Here is a 14,768-nt window from a genome sequence, read left to right as displayed (position 1 = left end):
CGTACGGGAACGGTCCGCTCCCGGTCCACCGCGGTCGGGTCAGCCGACGAACTCGACATCGGACGTCAGCCAGCGGCCGTGCTCGCGTACGAGGTCGAGCTGGAGCCGGTAGGTGCGGGCCTCCCCCTTGGGGGCTGCGGTATTGGTCACCCTGCTGTCGGCGACCACGAGGACGCGGGCCGAGCGCTCGTCGGACCGAGTGATGCCCGCATCCAGTACCTGGCCCCGGGAGACCGACCGGTTCTCCGTGACCAGCCGGGTCAGCTCACCGGTCCGGGCGGCGAACTGCTTGTGGAAGTCGCCGGTCGCGCCCCTCAGCACGCGTGTGCTGTCCCGGCCGTAGTGCCGGTAGTCGAGCGAGGTGAAGTTCAGCGCCGACTGGCGGGCGGCCGCCAGGACGTCCTGGCGCCTTTGGTCCGCCGCGTGTTGCCCGGACACCTGCACCGTCAGCCACACGGCGAGGGCCGTCGCCAGGGCGGTCGCAGCGGCGAGGCCCATGACCACCGCCCTGCCGCGCCCGGAGCGGTCCGCCGGACCGGCCACGAGCCGCCGCAACGGCCGTGCCGGAAACGCCGGGCGTCGACCGCTCACCCGCGCGAGGAAGCCCTCGCTCATGCCATCGGTCCCACGAGCAGCCATTGCCACGAGTCCTTTCCGAGCATGCTCTGTTCGCCGCCCGTCGAGCCGATCTCGACGGGCCGTCCGTCCGGGCCGGTGGCGGCCCCGGTCTCCGGGTCGTACGGGGCGACGTACGCCGCGCGGTCCGTGCCGCCGGAGCCGACGGGCGAGCCGGGGGCGTTCTGTGCGCCGCGCACCGAGGTCCTGCCGCCCCGCGGGGCCGCGCAGCGGGCGCCCGTGTTCGCCGGCCTGGTGCTGGTGTCCGCGGGGTCGCGCCGGCGCGTTCCGTACCCTCGCGTGCACGGCGGCGGGTCGCCGGCGTCGACGACCAGGCCGAAGTGGGTCGTGCCGTCACCGGGGATGACGGTGGGGCCGCCCGCGACGACCGCGGGGAACGTCACCAGAGCCTGCTCCACACCGGGCAGCCGCGCCAGCGTCACCTGGCCGCCGCTGATCAGATTGGCCAGCAGCACCGGTACCTGCGGCCGGGTGGACGTCAGCAGCGAGTTCACCTCCTGCGCGGCGGGCGCGCCGTTGCCGATCAGCTTGCGCAGGTCGCCGTCGTCGGACTTCAACTCCGCGGTGAGGGCGGCCAGATCATGGGAGAACGACCTGATGGCCGAGCCCTTGTCGGCCTGCGTCTTGAGCACCTTCCGCGACTGCTCGATCAGCTGGACGGTCTGCGGGAGCGAGGCGGAGGCCGACTCGACCAGCTTGTTGCCGGAGTCCACCAGCCGGCTCAGCTGCGGTCCCGTGCCCCTGAAGGCCTTGCCGAGTTCGTCGACGGTGATCCGCAGATCGCCCTTGTCCACCGAGTTGACGAGCCGGTCCAGGCTGAGGACGAGGTCGGTGGTGGGCAGCGGCACCCGGGTGTTGCCGCGCGGGATCGCACTGCCGTCCATCAGATACGGGCCACCGGAACGGCGCGGCTGCAGATCCACGTACTGCTCGCCCACCGCCGAACGGTTCGCCACCACGGCGAGGGTGTCCGCCGGGATCTTCGGCCCGCCCTTGAGGTCCAGGGCCACCGACACCCCGCCGGAGCCGGTCAGCCGCAGGTCGCCGACACGGCCGACCGGCACCCCGCGATAGGTGACCTCGGCCCCGGGGAAGACGCCACCGGTGTCGGCGAAGTCGGCCCGTACGGTGTAGTTGCCGCCGAGGAGACCGTCCACGAGGCCCGTGTACTCGGCACCCACGTACGACACACCCACGGCGGTGACGGTGGCGAAGGCGAGCAGCTGGGCCCTGACCGTACGTGTGATCACGGTTGTATCCCCTTCAGCATGAGCTCCGCGAGCGCGAGATCGATCCCCTGCGGCATGCGGCGCGCGTCCCCGCTCCGGTGTGCGGTCCAGCTGCTGGTGCACACCGGCGGACACAGGGGGCCGTCGCCCGGGGGAGCGGAGGGAACCGGCCGCCCGGTGGGCGTGCCCGGGAGGCCGGGCGGGGCCGGTACCCCGGTGGGCGTCGGAACGCCGGGGAGGTCCGGGGGCTTGGGAAGGCCGGGAACGCCGGGCTTGCCGGAGTGTCCGTCGCCCCGCCGCGGCCCGTCCGAGAGGTTGCCGTAGAGGTCGGCCAGGTCGAGGTCGGCGGTCACCTTGAGGTTGACGTAGTCGCCCCTGACGGCGTCCACGGCATTGCGCGGGAACGGATATGTCGTCAGCAGCTCCAGGGAGTTGGGCAGGTCGGCGCCCGCCCGGTTCAGCTGCTTCAGGATCGGCTGCAGATGTTTGAGGTCGGCGACCACGTCGTCCCGCGACGCGTTCACCACCCTGGTACCCGTCCGGCCGAGCTCGGACAGGGCCGTGAGCATCCTGGTGAGCTTGTGCCGCTGGTCGGCGAGCACCTTCAGCGCGGGCGGCATCGTGTCGACGGCCACGGCGATCGTCTTCTTCTCCTTCCCGATCCTCTTCGCGAGCCGGTCGATGCCCTTCATCGCGCGAACGATGTCGGCGCGCTGCTCGTCCAGGCCGCCGATGAACGTGTCCAGCTCCTCGAGCAGGGCCTTGACCCGGTTCTCCCGGCCCGCGAGAGCCTTGTTCAGCTCCACGCTGATCGTCTTCAGCTGGGCCACCCCACCGCCGTTCAGCAGTGCCGACAGCGCGGCCAGCACCTCCTCGATCTCCGGGTTCCGGCCACTGCGGGACAGCGGGATCCGGTCGCCGTCTCGGAGCCGGCCCACGGGTGCGGTGCCCACCGGCGCGGACAGTGCCACGTACTTCTCGCCGAGCATGCTGGTCTGCCGCAGTTCGGCGACCGCGTTGCCGGGCAGCTTGACCGAGTCGGCGACGCGTAGTCGCACCCGGGCGTGCCAGCCGTCCAGCTCCACCTTCTCGACGGCGCCCACCGTGACGTCGTCGACCTTCACGGCCGACTGCGGCACCAGATCGAGGACATCTCTGAACTCCGCGGTCACCCGGTAGGCGTGGTCCGCGGCGGCACCACCGGGCAGCGGAACGTCGTACCAGCCGTGGAACTCGCAACCGGACAGCAGCACCGTGCCGACCGCCACCCAGGCGACCGCCCCGCTCCTGCGCAGCATGCTCATGCGCCGGCCTCCAGGATTCCGCCGAGCGTCCTGTCGACCGTGGCGGTGCCCGTGCGGGGCACCGTGGCCTTCGGCAGTTCCGGCAGGGCGTCGAAGAGCTTCTTCAGCGCTCCGCAGTCGGGATTCCTGCCGCCCTCGTCCCCGGTGGTCCTCAGGAGCGAACACAGCAGGGCGGCCGGGTCCTGCGGCTGGTCCGCGTTGTTGCGGGTGTCGAGGGTGCCGGCGGACGGGTTGTAGGCGTTCTGCAGGTTCGACAGGCCGGTCGGGGTCACCTTCAGCAGCTCGTCGAGGGCCGCCCGCTCGGTGACCAGGAGCTTCGTGACCTTGCTGAGGCCCTTCACATTCGAGGTCAGCGCCTTCTTGTTCCTCTTCACGAACGCGGCCACGTCACCGAGGGCCGCGCCCAGGTTCCGCAGCGTCGCCCGGAGGTCCCCGCGCTCCCCGGCGAGCTGGCCGGCCACCTTGGCGAGGCTGTCGTCGAAGGACCGCACGCTCCGGTCGTCGGCCGCCAGGGCCGCCGTGAACACCTGAAGGTTGCGCAGGGTGCCGAACAGGTCCTGCCGACCGTCGGACAGCGTGGTGACCGCCTTCGAGAGGTCCTGGACCGTCCGGTTGAGGTTTCCGCCCTGTCCCTTCAGGTTGTCCGCGCTGACGCCCAGCAGCCGCGACAGGGAGCCGTTCTTGCCCGCGCCGTGCGGGCCGAGCGCCTCGGACGTCGTGTGCAGGCTGTCGAAGACCCGGTCCAGCTCGACCGGTACGGCAGTCCGCCGCTCGGGGACGACGTCGCCGTCCCGCATCACGGGGCCGCTCCGGTACACCGGCAGCAGCTGGACGTAACGGTCGCTGACCACGGAGGAGTTGATGATGGCGGCCCGGGCATCGGCGGGCACCTTGCGCCCCGTGTCGTACTCCAGGTCGACCCGCACCCGGGTGCCCTCCGGCGTGATCTTCTCGACCTCGCCGATCCGCACCCCGAGGACCCGGACGTCCGAGCCCGGGTAGATGCCCACGGTGCGCGGGAAGTACGCCGTCACATGGACGGTCCCGGGCCGCGGCCACAGCACGGCGGCGAGCCCGGCGACGACGGCGAGCGCGGTGAGCAGGGCGATACGGCGTGCAGGGCGGCCCGTGGGCGTGAGCCACGCCCTGAGCGCCGGGCGCCCCTTCGGCGCGAAGCGCGCGTTCATCGTGAGCCTCCTGTCCGCGGGGCCACCGGAACGGCGACGAGGTTCTGGATGTAGCTGTCGAACCAGCGGCCGTTGCCGAGGGTGTTGGTGAAGACCCGCACATAGGGCGCCAGGAGCCGCAGGCTCCGGTCGAGGTTCGTCTGGTTGCGTTCGAGCATCCGCACCACCGAGTTCAGGTTCTTGAGGGCGGGCCCGATCCGTCTGCGGTTGTCGTCGACCAGACCGGAGAGCTCGACGCCGAGCGTTGCCGAGCCCTTCAGCAGGTTGTGGATGGCGGTGCGCCGTCTGCTGATCTCCTTGAACAGCGCGTCGCCGTCCTCGACGAGCTTGGAGAAGTCCTGGGAGCGGTCCGCCAGAACTCCGGTGACTCCATGGGCGTGGGAGAGCAGGTCGTGCAGCGCCTTGTCGCGTCCGGCCACCGTCCGGGAGATCCTCGACAGCCCCTTGACGGAGGCCCGCACTTCGGCGGGAGAGTCCTTGAAGGTCGTCGACAGGGTGTCGAGGGCCGTCGCGAGCCGTTTGGTGTCGATCTGCTCCGAGGTGGTGGTCAGGTCGCTGAACGCCTGCACGACGTCGTACGCGGGAAGCGTCCGCTTCAGCGGGATCTCGCTGCCGGGCCGCAACCGGCCGGGACCCTGCGGATACAGCGCGAGGTACTTCGCGCCGAGGATCGTCCTGACCCGGATGGCCGCCGCGGTCGTCGTGCCCAGCGCCGGATCGCCCTTGACCTTGAAGGTCACCCGGACGTGGTCGCCGGCCAGATCGACCCCGTCGACCTTGCCGACCTTGACCCCGGCGATCCGCACCTCGTCGCCCGGCCTGAGTCCCCCCGCCTCCGAGAAGGCGGCACCGTACGTCTCGCCGTCGCCGATGAGCGGGAGGCTGTCGGCGTTGAACGCGGCGACCGTCAGCAGGGCGAGCGTGACGAGCCCGACCGCGCCGATCACCACGGGGTTCCTCCCCCTGCGACCGGCGGGCGGTGCCCCCGCGCGCAGCGGGGTCGGGCCCGGGTGGCGCCCGCGCCTGCGCGGCAGCCGTATGCGCGGCAGTCTCGGCGGCTCGATGCGCACCTTCACCAGGGGTTCCGGGCGGCGGGGCCGGGGCGTGTGCGGCAGCCGTATGCGCGGGAGCCTCGGCGGCTCGATGCGCACCTTCACCAGGGGTTCCGGGCGGCCGCGCCGGGGCCCGCGCCCGAGGACGCGCTTCGTCATCCGCCGCACCTCGCCCTCGCCACGTGCAGTTCGGGAGTGAGTACCTGCTTCGTCCTCGGCAGCACGATCCGGCCGTCGAAGTCGCACAGGTAGAAGTTGAACCAGGAGCCGTAGGACGCTGCCCCGGTCAACGCGTTGAGCTTGTTCGGCAGCCGTTTCAGCACGCCCTCCACCGTCTTCTGGTGATCGTTCAGCGTTCCGGTGACACCGGTCAGCTCGGAGATGTCGTCGTGCAGCGGCGGGCGGGCGTCCGCGAGCAGCCCCGAGGTGGCCTCCGTCAGGTCGCCGATGCCCGCCAGGGACCTTCCGACGGGCTTGCGGTCGGCGGACAGTCCGGAGATCACCCGCCGCAGCTGGGTCAGCAGGTCGGAGAACCGTCTGCCGCGCTTGTCCAGCGTGGCCAGCACGCCGTTGAGGTTGTCGATGACGGACCCGATCAGCTTGTCGCGGTCGGCGAGCGTCGTGGTGAGCGAGGCCGTGTGGGCGAGCAGGCTGTCGACGGTGCCGCCCTCGCCCTGCAACGTCCTGATGATCTCGGTGGCCAGCTGGTTGACGTCCTTCGGACTGAGCGCGGCGAACAGCGGCTTGAAGCCGTTCAGCAGCACGTTGAGGTCGAGTGCGGGCTTCGTCCTCGACAGCGGGATCCGGCCGCCCGGCCGCAGCCGGGTGCCGTCGCCCGGCCCCTCGGTCAGCGCGATGTACCGCTGCCCTACCAGGCTCCGGTAGCGGACGACGGCTCCGGTGCCGGTGAACAGCGGGCGGTCCCGGCGGACGCTGAAGGTGACCTCCGCCAGCCTGCGGTGCGCGATCCGGATGGACTCGACCTCGCCGACCCGCACCCCGGCCACCCTGATGTCGTCACCCTCCTCCAGGCCCGTGACATCGCTGAACACCGCGCGGTACGTGTCCTGGGGGACGAAGGAGACATTGACGATGGTGGCGGCCAGGAGCGCGGTGGCCAGGATCGTCACCACCGCGAAGACGCTGAACTTGACCAGCGGAGCGGCCGTCCGCCGAGCACTCGACCTCTTCGGTCCCGACCTCATGAGACGCTCACCGCCGTCCCGCGTGCCAGCGGTCCGAACAGCAGCGTCGCGACGGCCGGCACCCGGTCGGCAGGCACGCCCATGACGGGCGCCACGAGCGAGTCGACGGCGTGCCGCTCGGACGCGGTGGCGGACATACCGGCCCCGCCGGCCGGCAGACCGGCCGAGCCCGGACTCCCCGGCTTCGTGCCGTCGTCGAGCGTGACGGCCGGTGCGGGCACCGGCGGGTGGGGCAGCCCCCTGCAATTGGGACCCGAGTGTTCTGCATAGCGCGGTTCCTCGCCGGGTTCGTACGGAGATCTCTGGCGGACGACTTCGAGCGTGATGTGCATCTCGCCGCCCTTGAACGTCTGTTCCGCGGCCGCCTCCTGCTTCACCAGACCGCCGAGAAGGCAGGGGTACTCGGGGGCGTAGCGGGCGAAGAGGGCCAGGGTGGGGCGGGAGACCCGGCCCAGGGTGATCAGCCGGTCGCCGTTCTCGCGGAGGAAGGTGTCCGCGGTGCCGGCGACGGTGGCTGTCGTGGTGAGCGCGGCGGCCAGCCGGTCCCGCTTCTCCACGAGGGTGCGGCTGGTGGTGACGGTGTTGTGCAGGATCTTCATCAGGTCGGGCGCCGCGTCGCCGTACACCTTCGCCACGTCGGCGAGCCGTGAGATGTCCTCCTTCAGGGACGGCATATGCGGGTTGAGGCGGTGCAGATAGCGCTCGACGCGGCTGAGGTTCTCGCCGATCCGGTCGCCACGCCCCTCCAGCGCGGTCGCGAACGCGGAGAGGGCGGCGTTGAGTTCGGCGGGCCTGATCGTGCGCAGCAGGGGCAGCAGGTCGTTCATCAGCTGCTGCACCTCGATACCGGCCCGGGTGCGGTCCTGGGTGATGACGTCACCGGCGCGGACGGGGCGGGCCGAGGAACCGCGCGGGGGCACCAGATCGACGTACTTCTCGCCGAACAGCGTCTTGGGCAGCAGCAGCGCGTGCACATCGGCCGGGATGTGCGCGACGTACGCGGGATCCAGCGCGATGTCGAGGGTCGCCTTCTCGCCGTCGGCACTCACCCCGCGCACCTGGCCGACCAGCAGCCCGCGCAGCTTGACGTCGGCGCGCGGCTCCAGCTGGTTGCCGAGCGCGTCGGCCTGCAGCGTGATCCGTACGACGGAGGTGAACACCTGCTGGTAGACGGCGACCGAGAGGGAGAGCAGCAGGGCGAGCACGGCCAGGAACACGACGCCGTACAGGCGCAGCCTCACTTCGGGCCTCGCCGAGGGGACGGTGATCCGCACAGGCCTACCCCGCAATCCGGACGGTCGTGTTGGCGCCCCAGATCGCCAGGCTGAGGAAGAAGTCCAGGACGTTGACGGCGACGATGGAGGTGCGCACCGCACGGCCCACGGCGACCCCGACACCGGCCGGGCCGCCGCTCGCGTGGTAGCCGTAGTAGCAGTGCACCAGGATGATCAGGACGGCGAAGACGATCACCTTGCCGAAGGACCAGAACACGTCGACCGGCGGCAGGTACTGATGGAAGTAGTGGTCGTAGGTGCCCGCCGACTGGCCGTAGTAGCCGGTGGTGATGGTCCGGGCGGCGAAGTACGAGGAGAGCAGCCCGATCACGTACAGCGGGACGACGGCGACGAAGCCCGCGACCATCCGGGTGGTGACCAGGAAGGGCAGGGAGGGCACGCCCATCACCTCCAGCGCGTCGGTCTCCTCGCTGATCCGCATCGCACCCAGCTGTGCGGTGAACCCCGCGCCGACCGTCGCGGAGAGGGCCAGACCCGCCACGAGGGGCGCGATCTCGCGGGTGTTGAAGTACGCGGAGAGGAACGCCACGAAGTTGGACGTGCCGAGCTGGTTGAGGGCCGCGTACCCCTGCAGACCGACCTCGGTGCCGGTGAAGAACGACAGGAAGGCGATGACGCCGACCGTCCCGCCGATGACCGCGAGCGCCCCGCGGCCGAAACTCACCTCCGCCAGCAGACGCAGGATCTCCTTCTTGTAGCGGCGTACGGTGCGGCCGGTCCAGGCGAGGGAACGCCCGTAGAAGGACAGCTGGGCACCCAGCTCCTCCAGGGACGACAGCGGACGTCCCACCGCCCGCCCCACGATCCGGTTGATGAGCGCCATGGTCAGCCCCTCTGCGGAACGACTTGGAAGTACACCGCGGTCATCACGAAGTTCGTCACGAAGAGCAACATGAACGTGATCACCACCGACTGGTTCACCGCGTCGCCCACGCCCTTGGGCCCGCCGCGGGCGTTCAGCCCCTTGTAGGAGGCGACGATCGCCGCGATCGCCCCGAACACCAGCGCCTTCAGCTCGGCCGCCCACAGGTCGGAGAGCTGGGCGAGCGTGGTGAAGGAGGCCAGATACGCGCCCGGGGTGCCGTTCTGCAGCACGACGTTGAAGAAGTAGCCGCCGGCCACGCCGACCACCGACACCAGGCCGTTGAGCAGCACCGCCACGACCATGGACGCGAGCACCCTCGGCACCACCAGCCGGTGGACCGGGTCGATGCCCAGCACCTGCATGGCGTCGATCTCGTCGCGGATCTTCCGCGCCCCGAGGTCCGCGCAGATCGCCGTGCCGCCGGCTCCCGCGATCAGCAGCGCGGTGACGATCGGCGATGCCTCCCGCAGCACCGCGAGCACCGAGGCGGCGCCCGAGAACGACTGCGCACCCAACTGCCGTGTCAGGCTGCCGATCTGGAGCGCGATGACGGCCCCGAACGGGATCGAGACCAGGGCGGTCGGCAGGATCGTGACACTGGCGATGAACCAGGCCTGCTGAATGAACTCACGCACCTGGAAGGGCCGCCGGGGCACGGTCCGTACGACGTCCAGGGCCATCGCGAACAGGTTTCCGGAGTGGCGCAGTGCTCCGGTGGGCGACAGGCTCATGCGTCGCTCGCCTCCTTCCGGCGGAGTGCGGCCTCGCGCTGCGCGATCGCCTCCCAGCGGGGCGGGCGGGCGATGCCGGGCCCCGGCAGCAGGCGTGGGGTCATGTCGAGGCCTCGATGGCGGGGCCGCGGCTGCCCGTCGAGCTGTGCCAGTTCCTGCTCGACCTGGGCCGCGTCCTTCTCCTCCGCCATGCCGATCGGCCCCTGCATCCGGCCGTTCAGGAACTGCCGCACCACGGGCTCGTCGCTGGTCAGCAGGTCTTCGCGGGGCCCGAACATCACCAGTTCGCGCCGGAACAGCAGTCCGATGTTGTCCGGGACCTGCCGGGCCGATGCGATGTCGTGGGTGACGATCAGGAAGGTCGCGTCGATCTGCGCGTTGAGGTCGACGATGAGCTGGTTGAGATACGCCACGCGCACCGGGTCGAGGCCCGAGTCCGGCTCGTCGAAGAGGATGATCTCGGGATCGAGTACCAGGGCCCGCGCGAGCCCGGCCCGTTTGCGCATGCCGCCGGATATCTCACCGGGCAGCTTCTCCTCGGCGCCGATGAGCCCGACCATGTCCATCTTCTCCAGGACGATCCGCCGGATGTCGCTCTCCGGTTTGCGGGTGTGCTCGCGCAGCGGGAAGGCGATGTTGTCGTACAGGTTCATCGAGCCGAACAGCGCGCCGTCCTGGAACAGCACCCCGAACAACTTCCGTACCTCGTACAAGTCGCGTTCGCGCAACCGCGTGATGTCCCGCCCCGCGATCCGGATCGAGCCGCGGTCCGGCTTCAGCAGCCCCACGAGCGTCTTGAGGAACACGGACTTGCCCGTCCCGGACGGGCCGAGCATCACCGAGACCTCGCCGGCGGGCAACGTCAGCGAGACGTCCTGCCAGATCACCTGGTGCCCGAAGGACTTGGTCAGCCCTTCCACACGGATCTCGACGCCCATCCGGTCACCCTCCAGCCGAGGAACACGTTCGACACCTGCTCTACGGGGAGGGCCGGGTCGTCCGTCGCGGCGAGGGCGAAGTTTTTCGGCGGGCAGGTGATGCGGCGTGGCGGAGTGGTGCCCGAGGAGCCCCGGGCCGGGTCAGGCGTACGTCAGGGGCTGCTCGGGATCGCGCCGGGAAGGCCCCGTGGTGTGCCGGACGGCGCGACGGCCTGCGCCGACGGGGCGACAGCCGGGGCACCGGGCAGCTCCGGGCCGGCCGTCGGGAGGCGGGGCGCCTTCGGCAGCCGTACGCCGGGAGTGCCGGGCACCCGGACCTTCGGCACCTTCGGCATCGCGGGGACCGCCGGCACGTCCGGGGCGGGGAGCGCCGGCAGCGGCACCTCGGGGACGGAAAGCCCGGTCTGCGGACCGGATGCGGCCCCTCCGGCAGAGCCCGGGGTGCGGCTGCCGGCGGGCACCGTCGTCACGGAGACGTCGTGTGCGTCGGGCGAGGGCGTGCCGTCCGGTCCCCACCGTTCGGAGGTGGGCGAGACGGCGGGGCGGGGTGCGCCACCGTGCGGCCCCCCTGCGTGCACGTACGGCAGCACGAGCCCGGCGACGGCCAGCGTCGCGGCCGTCGAGGCCACTGCCACCGCGTGCACCTTGCCGCCGGGCCCGGGGCGACCGCGCCGGCACAGGAGCACAACCAGACCGAGGGTGCCGGCCAGTGAGTCGCGCAGCGTGCGCCGGGCCCGTGCCAGCAGCGACTCGACCGTCCGGTAGCTCAGCCCCATCCTCACCGCGACCTGTCCGACGTCCAGGTCCTCGGACTTCAGCCAGATCGCCTGCGCCTGACGGGCGGGCAACTCCCCGCTGCGCACCGCGAGCCACTTGGCCTCGGCCCGGTCGCACACCGCCTCCTCGACGGGCACCGGCCCCGGCGCCGTCAGCGTCGGGCTGGTGTGCACCTCGGCCTCGCGGTTGACCTGCCGGTACCGGTCGACGCACAGCCGCATGGTCACCGTCGTCAGCCAGGCACCCAGGCGCTCGTCGTCGAGCTCCGGCCGCTCGGCGGCGCGCAGCATCGCCTCGTGCACGGCGTCCTCGGCGTCCTCCGGACTCATCGACCTGCGGCGGGCCACCTTGAGCAACTGCTCGCGATGGCTCCACATGCGCTGCCATCGGTCGGACTGCTCGGGGCAGGCCCTCTCCGCCGGCCCGCCCGCACACCCCAGCTGCATGTCCGTCGCCATGAGGGCCCCTTCGCGCTCACTCGCCGGGGCGTCGTCCCGTGCTGCCCGGCGGGTGGCGACATTACCGCTGGGTAGCCACGATTGTGGAGGGGGAGGACGGCGTCGAATCCGTACCGTTGCCCGTGCCTGCCGTCGTGGGCGACGGGTGGACGACGGACGCGCTGCCACTGCGGGCGGCGCCGTCTCCGCCGACGGAGAGTTCCACCCCGGTGCCGGGCAGGGTGACCGCGGGTGCGACCGGCACCTCGATCGTGCCTGCGGGGCCCGTCCTGGAGGGGGAGGGCGACGGTGAGGCCGGGGTGCTCGACGCGTCGCGGCGCGGACGGCTCGGCGCCTTACGCGTGGGGGAGGGCGTGGGCGCAGGCCGGGTGGCCCGGGATACCTCGGGCTCGGGTTCGGGGTTCCGCTCGGGCCCGGCCGCAGAGGCACCGTCCGGCACCACCCGGTGCCCGGCCAGGAAGTACGCGTACCACGCCCGCACGGTGCGCAGATACGCGTCGGAGTGGTTGTAGCCGAGGATCGCCCGGTCCAGGTCCGCGGGACGGGACAGATCCCTCCCGTCGGCACACAGATAGCGCCCCGCGGCCAGCGCGGCGTCGTACACGTTGTTCGGGTCGGCACGCCCGTCGTGGTTCCCGTCGGAGCCCCACACGGCCCAGGTCGACGGAATGAACTGCATCGGTCCGACCGCCCGGTCGTACACCGTGTCACCGTCGTACGCCCCGCCGTCGCTGTCCCGCACGGCGGCGAACCCGTTGCCGTCGAGCCGCGGCCCGAGGATCGGCGCCCGCGTCGTACCGTCCGCGGACACCCGTCCGCCGCGCGCCTGCCCGGACTCGACCTGGCCGACGGCGGCGAGCACCTGCCAGTGCAGATGGCACCCGGGCGCACGGCGCGCGAGTTCCGACTCGGCCTGTCGGTAGGCGGCGAACACGCTCGCCGGGACCGCGCCGCCCGCCGGGGCGGTACCGTCCGCCGAGCTGCCGCTCGCCGGGCCGCCGCCCGCCCGGCCCTGCGCCGCCCGCAGCGGCGGCAGTTCCATGCGGTACGGAGCGTCTCCGGACACGCTCGGCCCCCGCCGCTCGGTGCTCCCGGCCACGGGTACGGCCGCCCGGGCCGCCGCCCCCGGCGCATGTGAAGCGGTCAGCGCCGCCATCGCCGCGGCCGCGACGGCCGTTCCCCTGACACCCCTGCGCCTGACATCCGCGCGCTCGCGCCCTGCCACGTTGCGGACCCTCCCTGTTCCTCGCCGCACCGGGAACGAGGACCGGTGCGGGCTGCGTCACCTGCTCTACGCGGGGGCGAGGCGGTTCCGTCGCGCGAGGTGCCGCCAGGAACGGGGGCTGCCGGAGAATCGGCGCTTCGCAGTAGGTTGAGCCTGTGCGATTGAGAGTGGAATTCACGACCGAGCCCTTCGACCTCGACGAGGCGCCGCCGCACGCGGTGGTCGCGCGCGAGGTCATCCAGGCGGCCGAGCTGGACGCCGTCGACGTGGGCCCGTTCGGCAACACGGCGGAGGGCGGCGCCGACGCGGTGCTCACCGCCGTCGACCAGCTGTTGCGCAAGGCCCTCCGGGCGGGCGCCACACGAGTCTCGCTCCAGGTCAATGTGCTCGGGGAGGCCGACCGGTGACCGGCAGCCAGGACGACGCCTTCGTTTCGGCGGTCAAGCCGCTCGTGGACGCCATGGGCGGTGTGATGCTGCCGCCGGACGAGGCGAGCGGCGACGACGTCGTCCTCGCCTGGGCGGGCGAGGACGTGGTGGCCGTGCGGCTGCCGCAGCTCGCCGACTCCCTGGACCACATCCTCGCGGCCATGGAGCGCAAGCAGGGCAAGCCGCTCTCCGAGCTCGACCGCAAGACCAAGCAGGAGGTCGTGCGGATACTGGAAGGGCGCGGCGCCTTCGCGGTGCGGCACGGCGTGGAGACCGTGGCGAGCGCTCTCGGCGTCAGCCGCTTCACCGTCTACAACTATCTGAACAGGGAGAACGCCGCGAAGGGCGAGTAGGCGAGGGCAGGCCGCCTGCCCCGTAGGGCACGCTCCGAAGTCGGACCGTCACCCCTGGTCATCGGGTGGCGGTTCTTTGTTCAAGAGATTTCAACAAACTGTTGACGCGGTGTTGTCGAGGGTCTTAGCTATTTCCAGCCCGTCCAGCACAAGGCCACGGAGGCTTCCCGTGACTTCGCGTACGACTCCGGGCCTCGCCCGGTTCAATGCCTTGTCGGAGGAGGCGGCCAGTGCCGCTCTCCACGAGGTGTGCGCCTCTTCGGCGTGGGGGAGCAAGCTGCTCGCCCAGCGGCCGTTCTCCACCGTCGACACCCTGTTCGCAGCCGGCGACGCCGCCATGGCAGAGCTGACCGCCGCGGACCTGGCGGAGGCGATGGCGGGACACCCGCCGATCGGCCGCCCGAAGCCGGGAGACCCGACCTCGTCCCGCGAGCAGCGGGGCATGGCCGGTGCCTCGGAGGAACTCAAGGCGGAGATGCTCGAACTCAACCTGGCCTACCAGGACAGGTTCGGCCATGTCTTTCTGATCTGCGCCACCGGCAGGTCCGGCGAGCAGATGCGCGACGCGCTCAGGGCCCGGATCGAGAACCCGGCCGAGCAGGAGCGGGAGATCGTCCGCACCGAGCTGGGCAAGATCAACCGCATCCGGCTGACCCGCCTCGTAGAAGGAGAGTGACGGTCTTGAGCACCGAGACCACTGCCTCGCCGCGGAGTTCCGTGTCCACCCACATCCTGGACACCAGCATCGGACGCCCCGCCGAGGGCGTCGCCGTCTCGCTCGCCGCCCGCCGGGGCCGCGACGCCGAGTGGGCGGCGCTCGGCGGCAGCGCGACCGACGCGGACGGGCGCTGCAAGGACCTGCCGGCTCTGCCGGAGGGGACCACCCACGTCCGACTCGACTTCGAGACGGACGCGTACTTCGCGAAGAAGCAAGCCGATGCGCAGCAGGACGCCCCCGCGAATCGGGACAGCGGTGCGTTCTTCCCGGAGGTGGCGATCACGTTCGCCGTCGTGCCGGGCGAGCACTACCACGTACCGCTGCTGCTCAACCCGTTCGGCTACTCCGTTTACCGAGGGAGCTAGCA

16 protein-coding genes are annotated in these 14,768 nt (G+C 71.6%); 4 read left to right on the top strand and 12 right to left on the bottom strand.

Features of this window, described 5'->3' with window-relative positions; all coding sequences use genetic code 11:
- Positions 1-39: 39 nt before the first annotated feature.
- The 12 genes from ACWCP6_RS14715 to ACWCP6_RS14660 form a co-directional block, all read right to left on the bottom strand.
- Complete coding sequence (locus tag ACWCP6_RS14715; protein ID WP_450932778.1) at positions 40-639, bottom strand: hypothetical protein; 600 nt, start codon at positions 637-639, stop codon at positions 40-42.
- Entirely contained in the window at positions 612-1,886 is a 1,275-nt protein-coding gene (locus ACWCP6_RS14710) for an MCE family protein (RefSeq protein WP_450932777.1), read from the bottom strand. Before ACWCP6_RS14710 ends, ACWCP6_RS14715 begins: the two co-directional genes overlap by 28 nt.
- On the bottom strand, positions 1,883-3,169 hold the full coding sequence (locus tag ACWCP6_RS14705; RefSeq protein ID WP_450932776.1) for an MCE family protein: 1,287 nt from the start codon (positions 3,167-3,169) through the stop codon (positions 1,883-1,885). Before ACWCP6_RS14705 ends, ACWCP6_RS14710 begins: the two co-directional genes overlap by 4 nt.
- Positions 3,166-4,278, bottom strand: a complete 1,113-nt coding sequence (locus ACWCP6_RS14700) for an MCE family protein (RefSeq protein ID WP_450932829.1) — start codon at positions 4,276-4,278, stop codon at positions 3,166-3,168. The genes ACWCP6_RS14705 and ACWCP6_RS14700 overlap by 4 nt, the downstream gene beginning before the upstream one ends.
- Positions 4,279-4,352: 74 nt before the next feature.
- Positions 4,353-5,567 carry an MCE family protein gene (locus tag ACWCP6_RS14695; protein WP_450932775.1) on the bottom strand — a complete coding sequence of 405 codons (1,215 nt, stop codon included), beginning with the start codon at positions 5,565-5,567 and terminating at the stop codon, positions 4,353-4,355.
- A complete protein-coding gene (locus ACWCP6_RS14690) occupies positions 5,564-6,613 on the bottom strand; it encodes an MCE family protein (RefSeq protein ID WP_450932774.1) in 1,050 nt (349 codons plus the stop codon). The genes ACWCP6_RS14695 and ACWCP6_RS14690 overlap by 4 nt, the downstream gene beginning before the upstream one ends.
- The gene (locus tag ACWCP6_RS14685) at positions 6,610-7,887 is read right to left on the bottom strand and encodes an MCE family protein (protein WP_450932773.1); all 1,278 of its coding nucleotides are present in this window, start codon (positions 7,885-7,887) and stop codon (positions 6,610-6,612) included. The genes ACWCP6_RS14690 and ACWCP6_RS14685 overlap by 4 nt, the downstream gene beginning before the upstream one ends.
- A 4-nt stretch (positions 7,888-7,891) precedes the next feature.
- On the bottom strand, positions 7,892-8,731 hold the full coding sequence (locus ACWCP6_RS14680; RefSeq protein ID WP_450932772.1) for an MlaE family ABC transporter permease: 840 nt from the start codon (positions 8,729-8,731) through the stop codon (positions 7,892-7,894).
- Between the two features lie 2 nt (positions 8,732-8,733).
- On the bottom strand, positions 8,734-9,504 hold the full coding sequence (locus ACWCP6_RS14675; RefSeq protein WP_450932771.1) for an MlaE family ABC transporter permease: 771 nt from the start codon (positions 9,502-9,504) through the stop codon (positions 8,734-8,736).
- Positions 9,501-10,442 carry an ABC transporter ATP-binding protein gene (locus tag ACWCP6_RS14670; RefSeq protein WP_450932770.1) on the bottom strand — a complete coding sequence of 314 codons (942 nt, stop codon included), beginning with the start codon at positions 10,440-10,442 and terminating at the stop codon, positions 9,501-9,503. Before ACWCP6_RS14670 ends, ACWCP6_RS14675 begins: the two co-directional genes overlap by 4 nt.
- Before the next feature lie 152 nt (positions 10,443-10,594).
- Positions 10,595-11,677 carry a sigma-70 family RNA polymerase sigma factor gene (locus tag ACWCP6_RS14665; RefSeq protein WP_450932769.1) on the bottom strand — a complete coding sequence of 361 codons (1,083 nt, stop codon included), beginning with the start codon at positions 11,675-11,677 and terminating at the stop codon, positions 10,595-10,597.
- A gap of 61 nt (positions 11,678-11,738) precedes the next feature.
- A complete protein-coding gene (locus tag ACWCP6_RS14660) occupies positions 11,739-12,743 on the bottom strand; it encodes a lytic transglycosylase domain-containing protein (protein WP_450932768.1) in 1,005 nt (334 codons plus the stop codon).
- A gap of 314 nt (positions 12,744-13,057) precedes the next feature.
- Between ACWCP6_RS14660 and ACWCP6_RS14655 the strand changes: the two genes are divergently transcribed.
- The 4 genes from ACWCP6_RS14655 (at position 13,058) to uraH (ending at position 14,766) form a co-directional block, all read left to right on the top strand.
- Complete coding sequence (locus tag ACWCP6_RS14655) at positions 13,058-13,309, top strand: hypothetical protein (protein WP_450932767.1); 252 nt, start codon at positions 13,058-13,060, stop codon at positions 13,307-13,309.
- Between the two features lie 53 nt (positions 13,310-13,362).
- Complete coding sequence (locus ACWCP6_RS14650) at positions 13,363-13,683, top strand: helix-turn-helix domain-containing protein (RefSeq protein WP_450932828.1); 321 nt, start codon at positions 13,363-13,365, stop codon at positions 13,681-13,683.
- Between the two features lie 169 nt (positions 13,684-13,852).
- Entirely contained in the window at positions 13,853-14,359 is a 507-nt protein-coding gene (gene uraD / locus ACWCP6_RS14645) for a 2-oxo-4-hydroxy-4-carboxy-5-ureidoimidazoline decarboxylase (protein WP_450932766.1), read from the top strand.
- Positions 14,360-14,364: 5 nt separating this feature from the next.
- Positions 14,365-14,766, top strand: coding sequence for a hydroxyisourate hydrolase (gene uraH, locus ACWCP6_RS14640; RefSeq protein WP_450932765.1), 402 nt, complete (start codon positions 14,365-14,367; stop codon positions 14,764-14,766).
- Positions 14,767-14,768: the final 2 nt, after the last annotated feature.

The organism is Streptomyces sp. NPDC002004 (assembly GCF_053593975.1).
The sequence above is the reverse complement of the archived record's forward strand: the minus strand, read 5'-3'. Positions and strand labels throughout refer to the sequence as shown.

What these genes read in the sequence shown, in the direction of transcription:
- ACWCP6_RS14715 (WP_450932778.1), bottom strand. Translation starts at nt 639, where the DNA reads ATGGCTGCTCGTGGGACCGATGGCATGAGCGAGGGCTTCCTCGCGCGG.
- ACWCP6_RS14705 (WP_450932776.1), bottom strand. Translation starts at nt 3,169, where the DNA reads ATGAGCATGCTGCGCAGGAGCGGGGCGGTCGCCTGGGTGGCGGTCGGC.
- ACWCP6_RS14695 (WP_450932775.1), bottom strand. Translation starts at nt 5,567, where the DNA reads ATGACGAAGCGCGTCCTCGGGCGCGGGCCCCGGCGCGGCCGCCCGGAA.
- ACWCP6_RS14690 (WP_450932774.1), bottom strand. Translation starts at nt 6,613, where the DNA reads ATGAGGTCGGGACCGAAGAGGTCGAGTGCTCGGCGGACGGCCGCTCCG.
- ACWCP6_RS14680 (WP_450932772.1), bottom strand. Translation starts at nt 8,731, where the DNA reads ATGGCGCTCATCAACCGGATCGTGGGGCGGGCGGTGGGACGTCCGCTG.
- ACWCP6_RS14675 (WP_450932771.1), bottom strand. Translation starts at nt 9,504, where the DNA reads ATGAGCCTGTCGCCCACCGGAGCACTGCGCCACTCCGGAAACCTGTTC.
- ACWCP6_RS14670 (WP_450932770.1), bottom strand. Translation starts at nt 10,442, where the DNA reads ATGGGCGTCGAGATCCGTGTGGAAGGGCTGACCAAGTCCTTCGGGCAC.
- ACWCP6_RS14665 (WP_450932769.1), bottom strand. Translation starts at nt 11,677, where the DNA reads ATGGCGACGGACATGCAGCTGGGGTGTGCGGGCGGGCCGGCGGAGAGG.
- ACWCP6_RS14650 (WP_450932828.1), top strand. Translation starts at nt 13,363, where the DNA reads ATGGGCGGTGTGATGCTGCCGCCGGACGAGGCGAGCGGCGACGACGTC.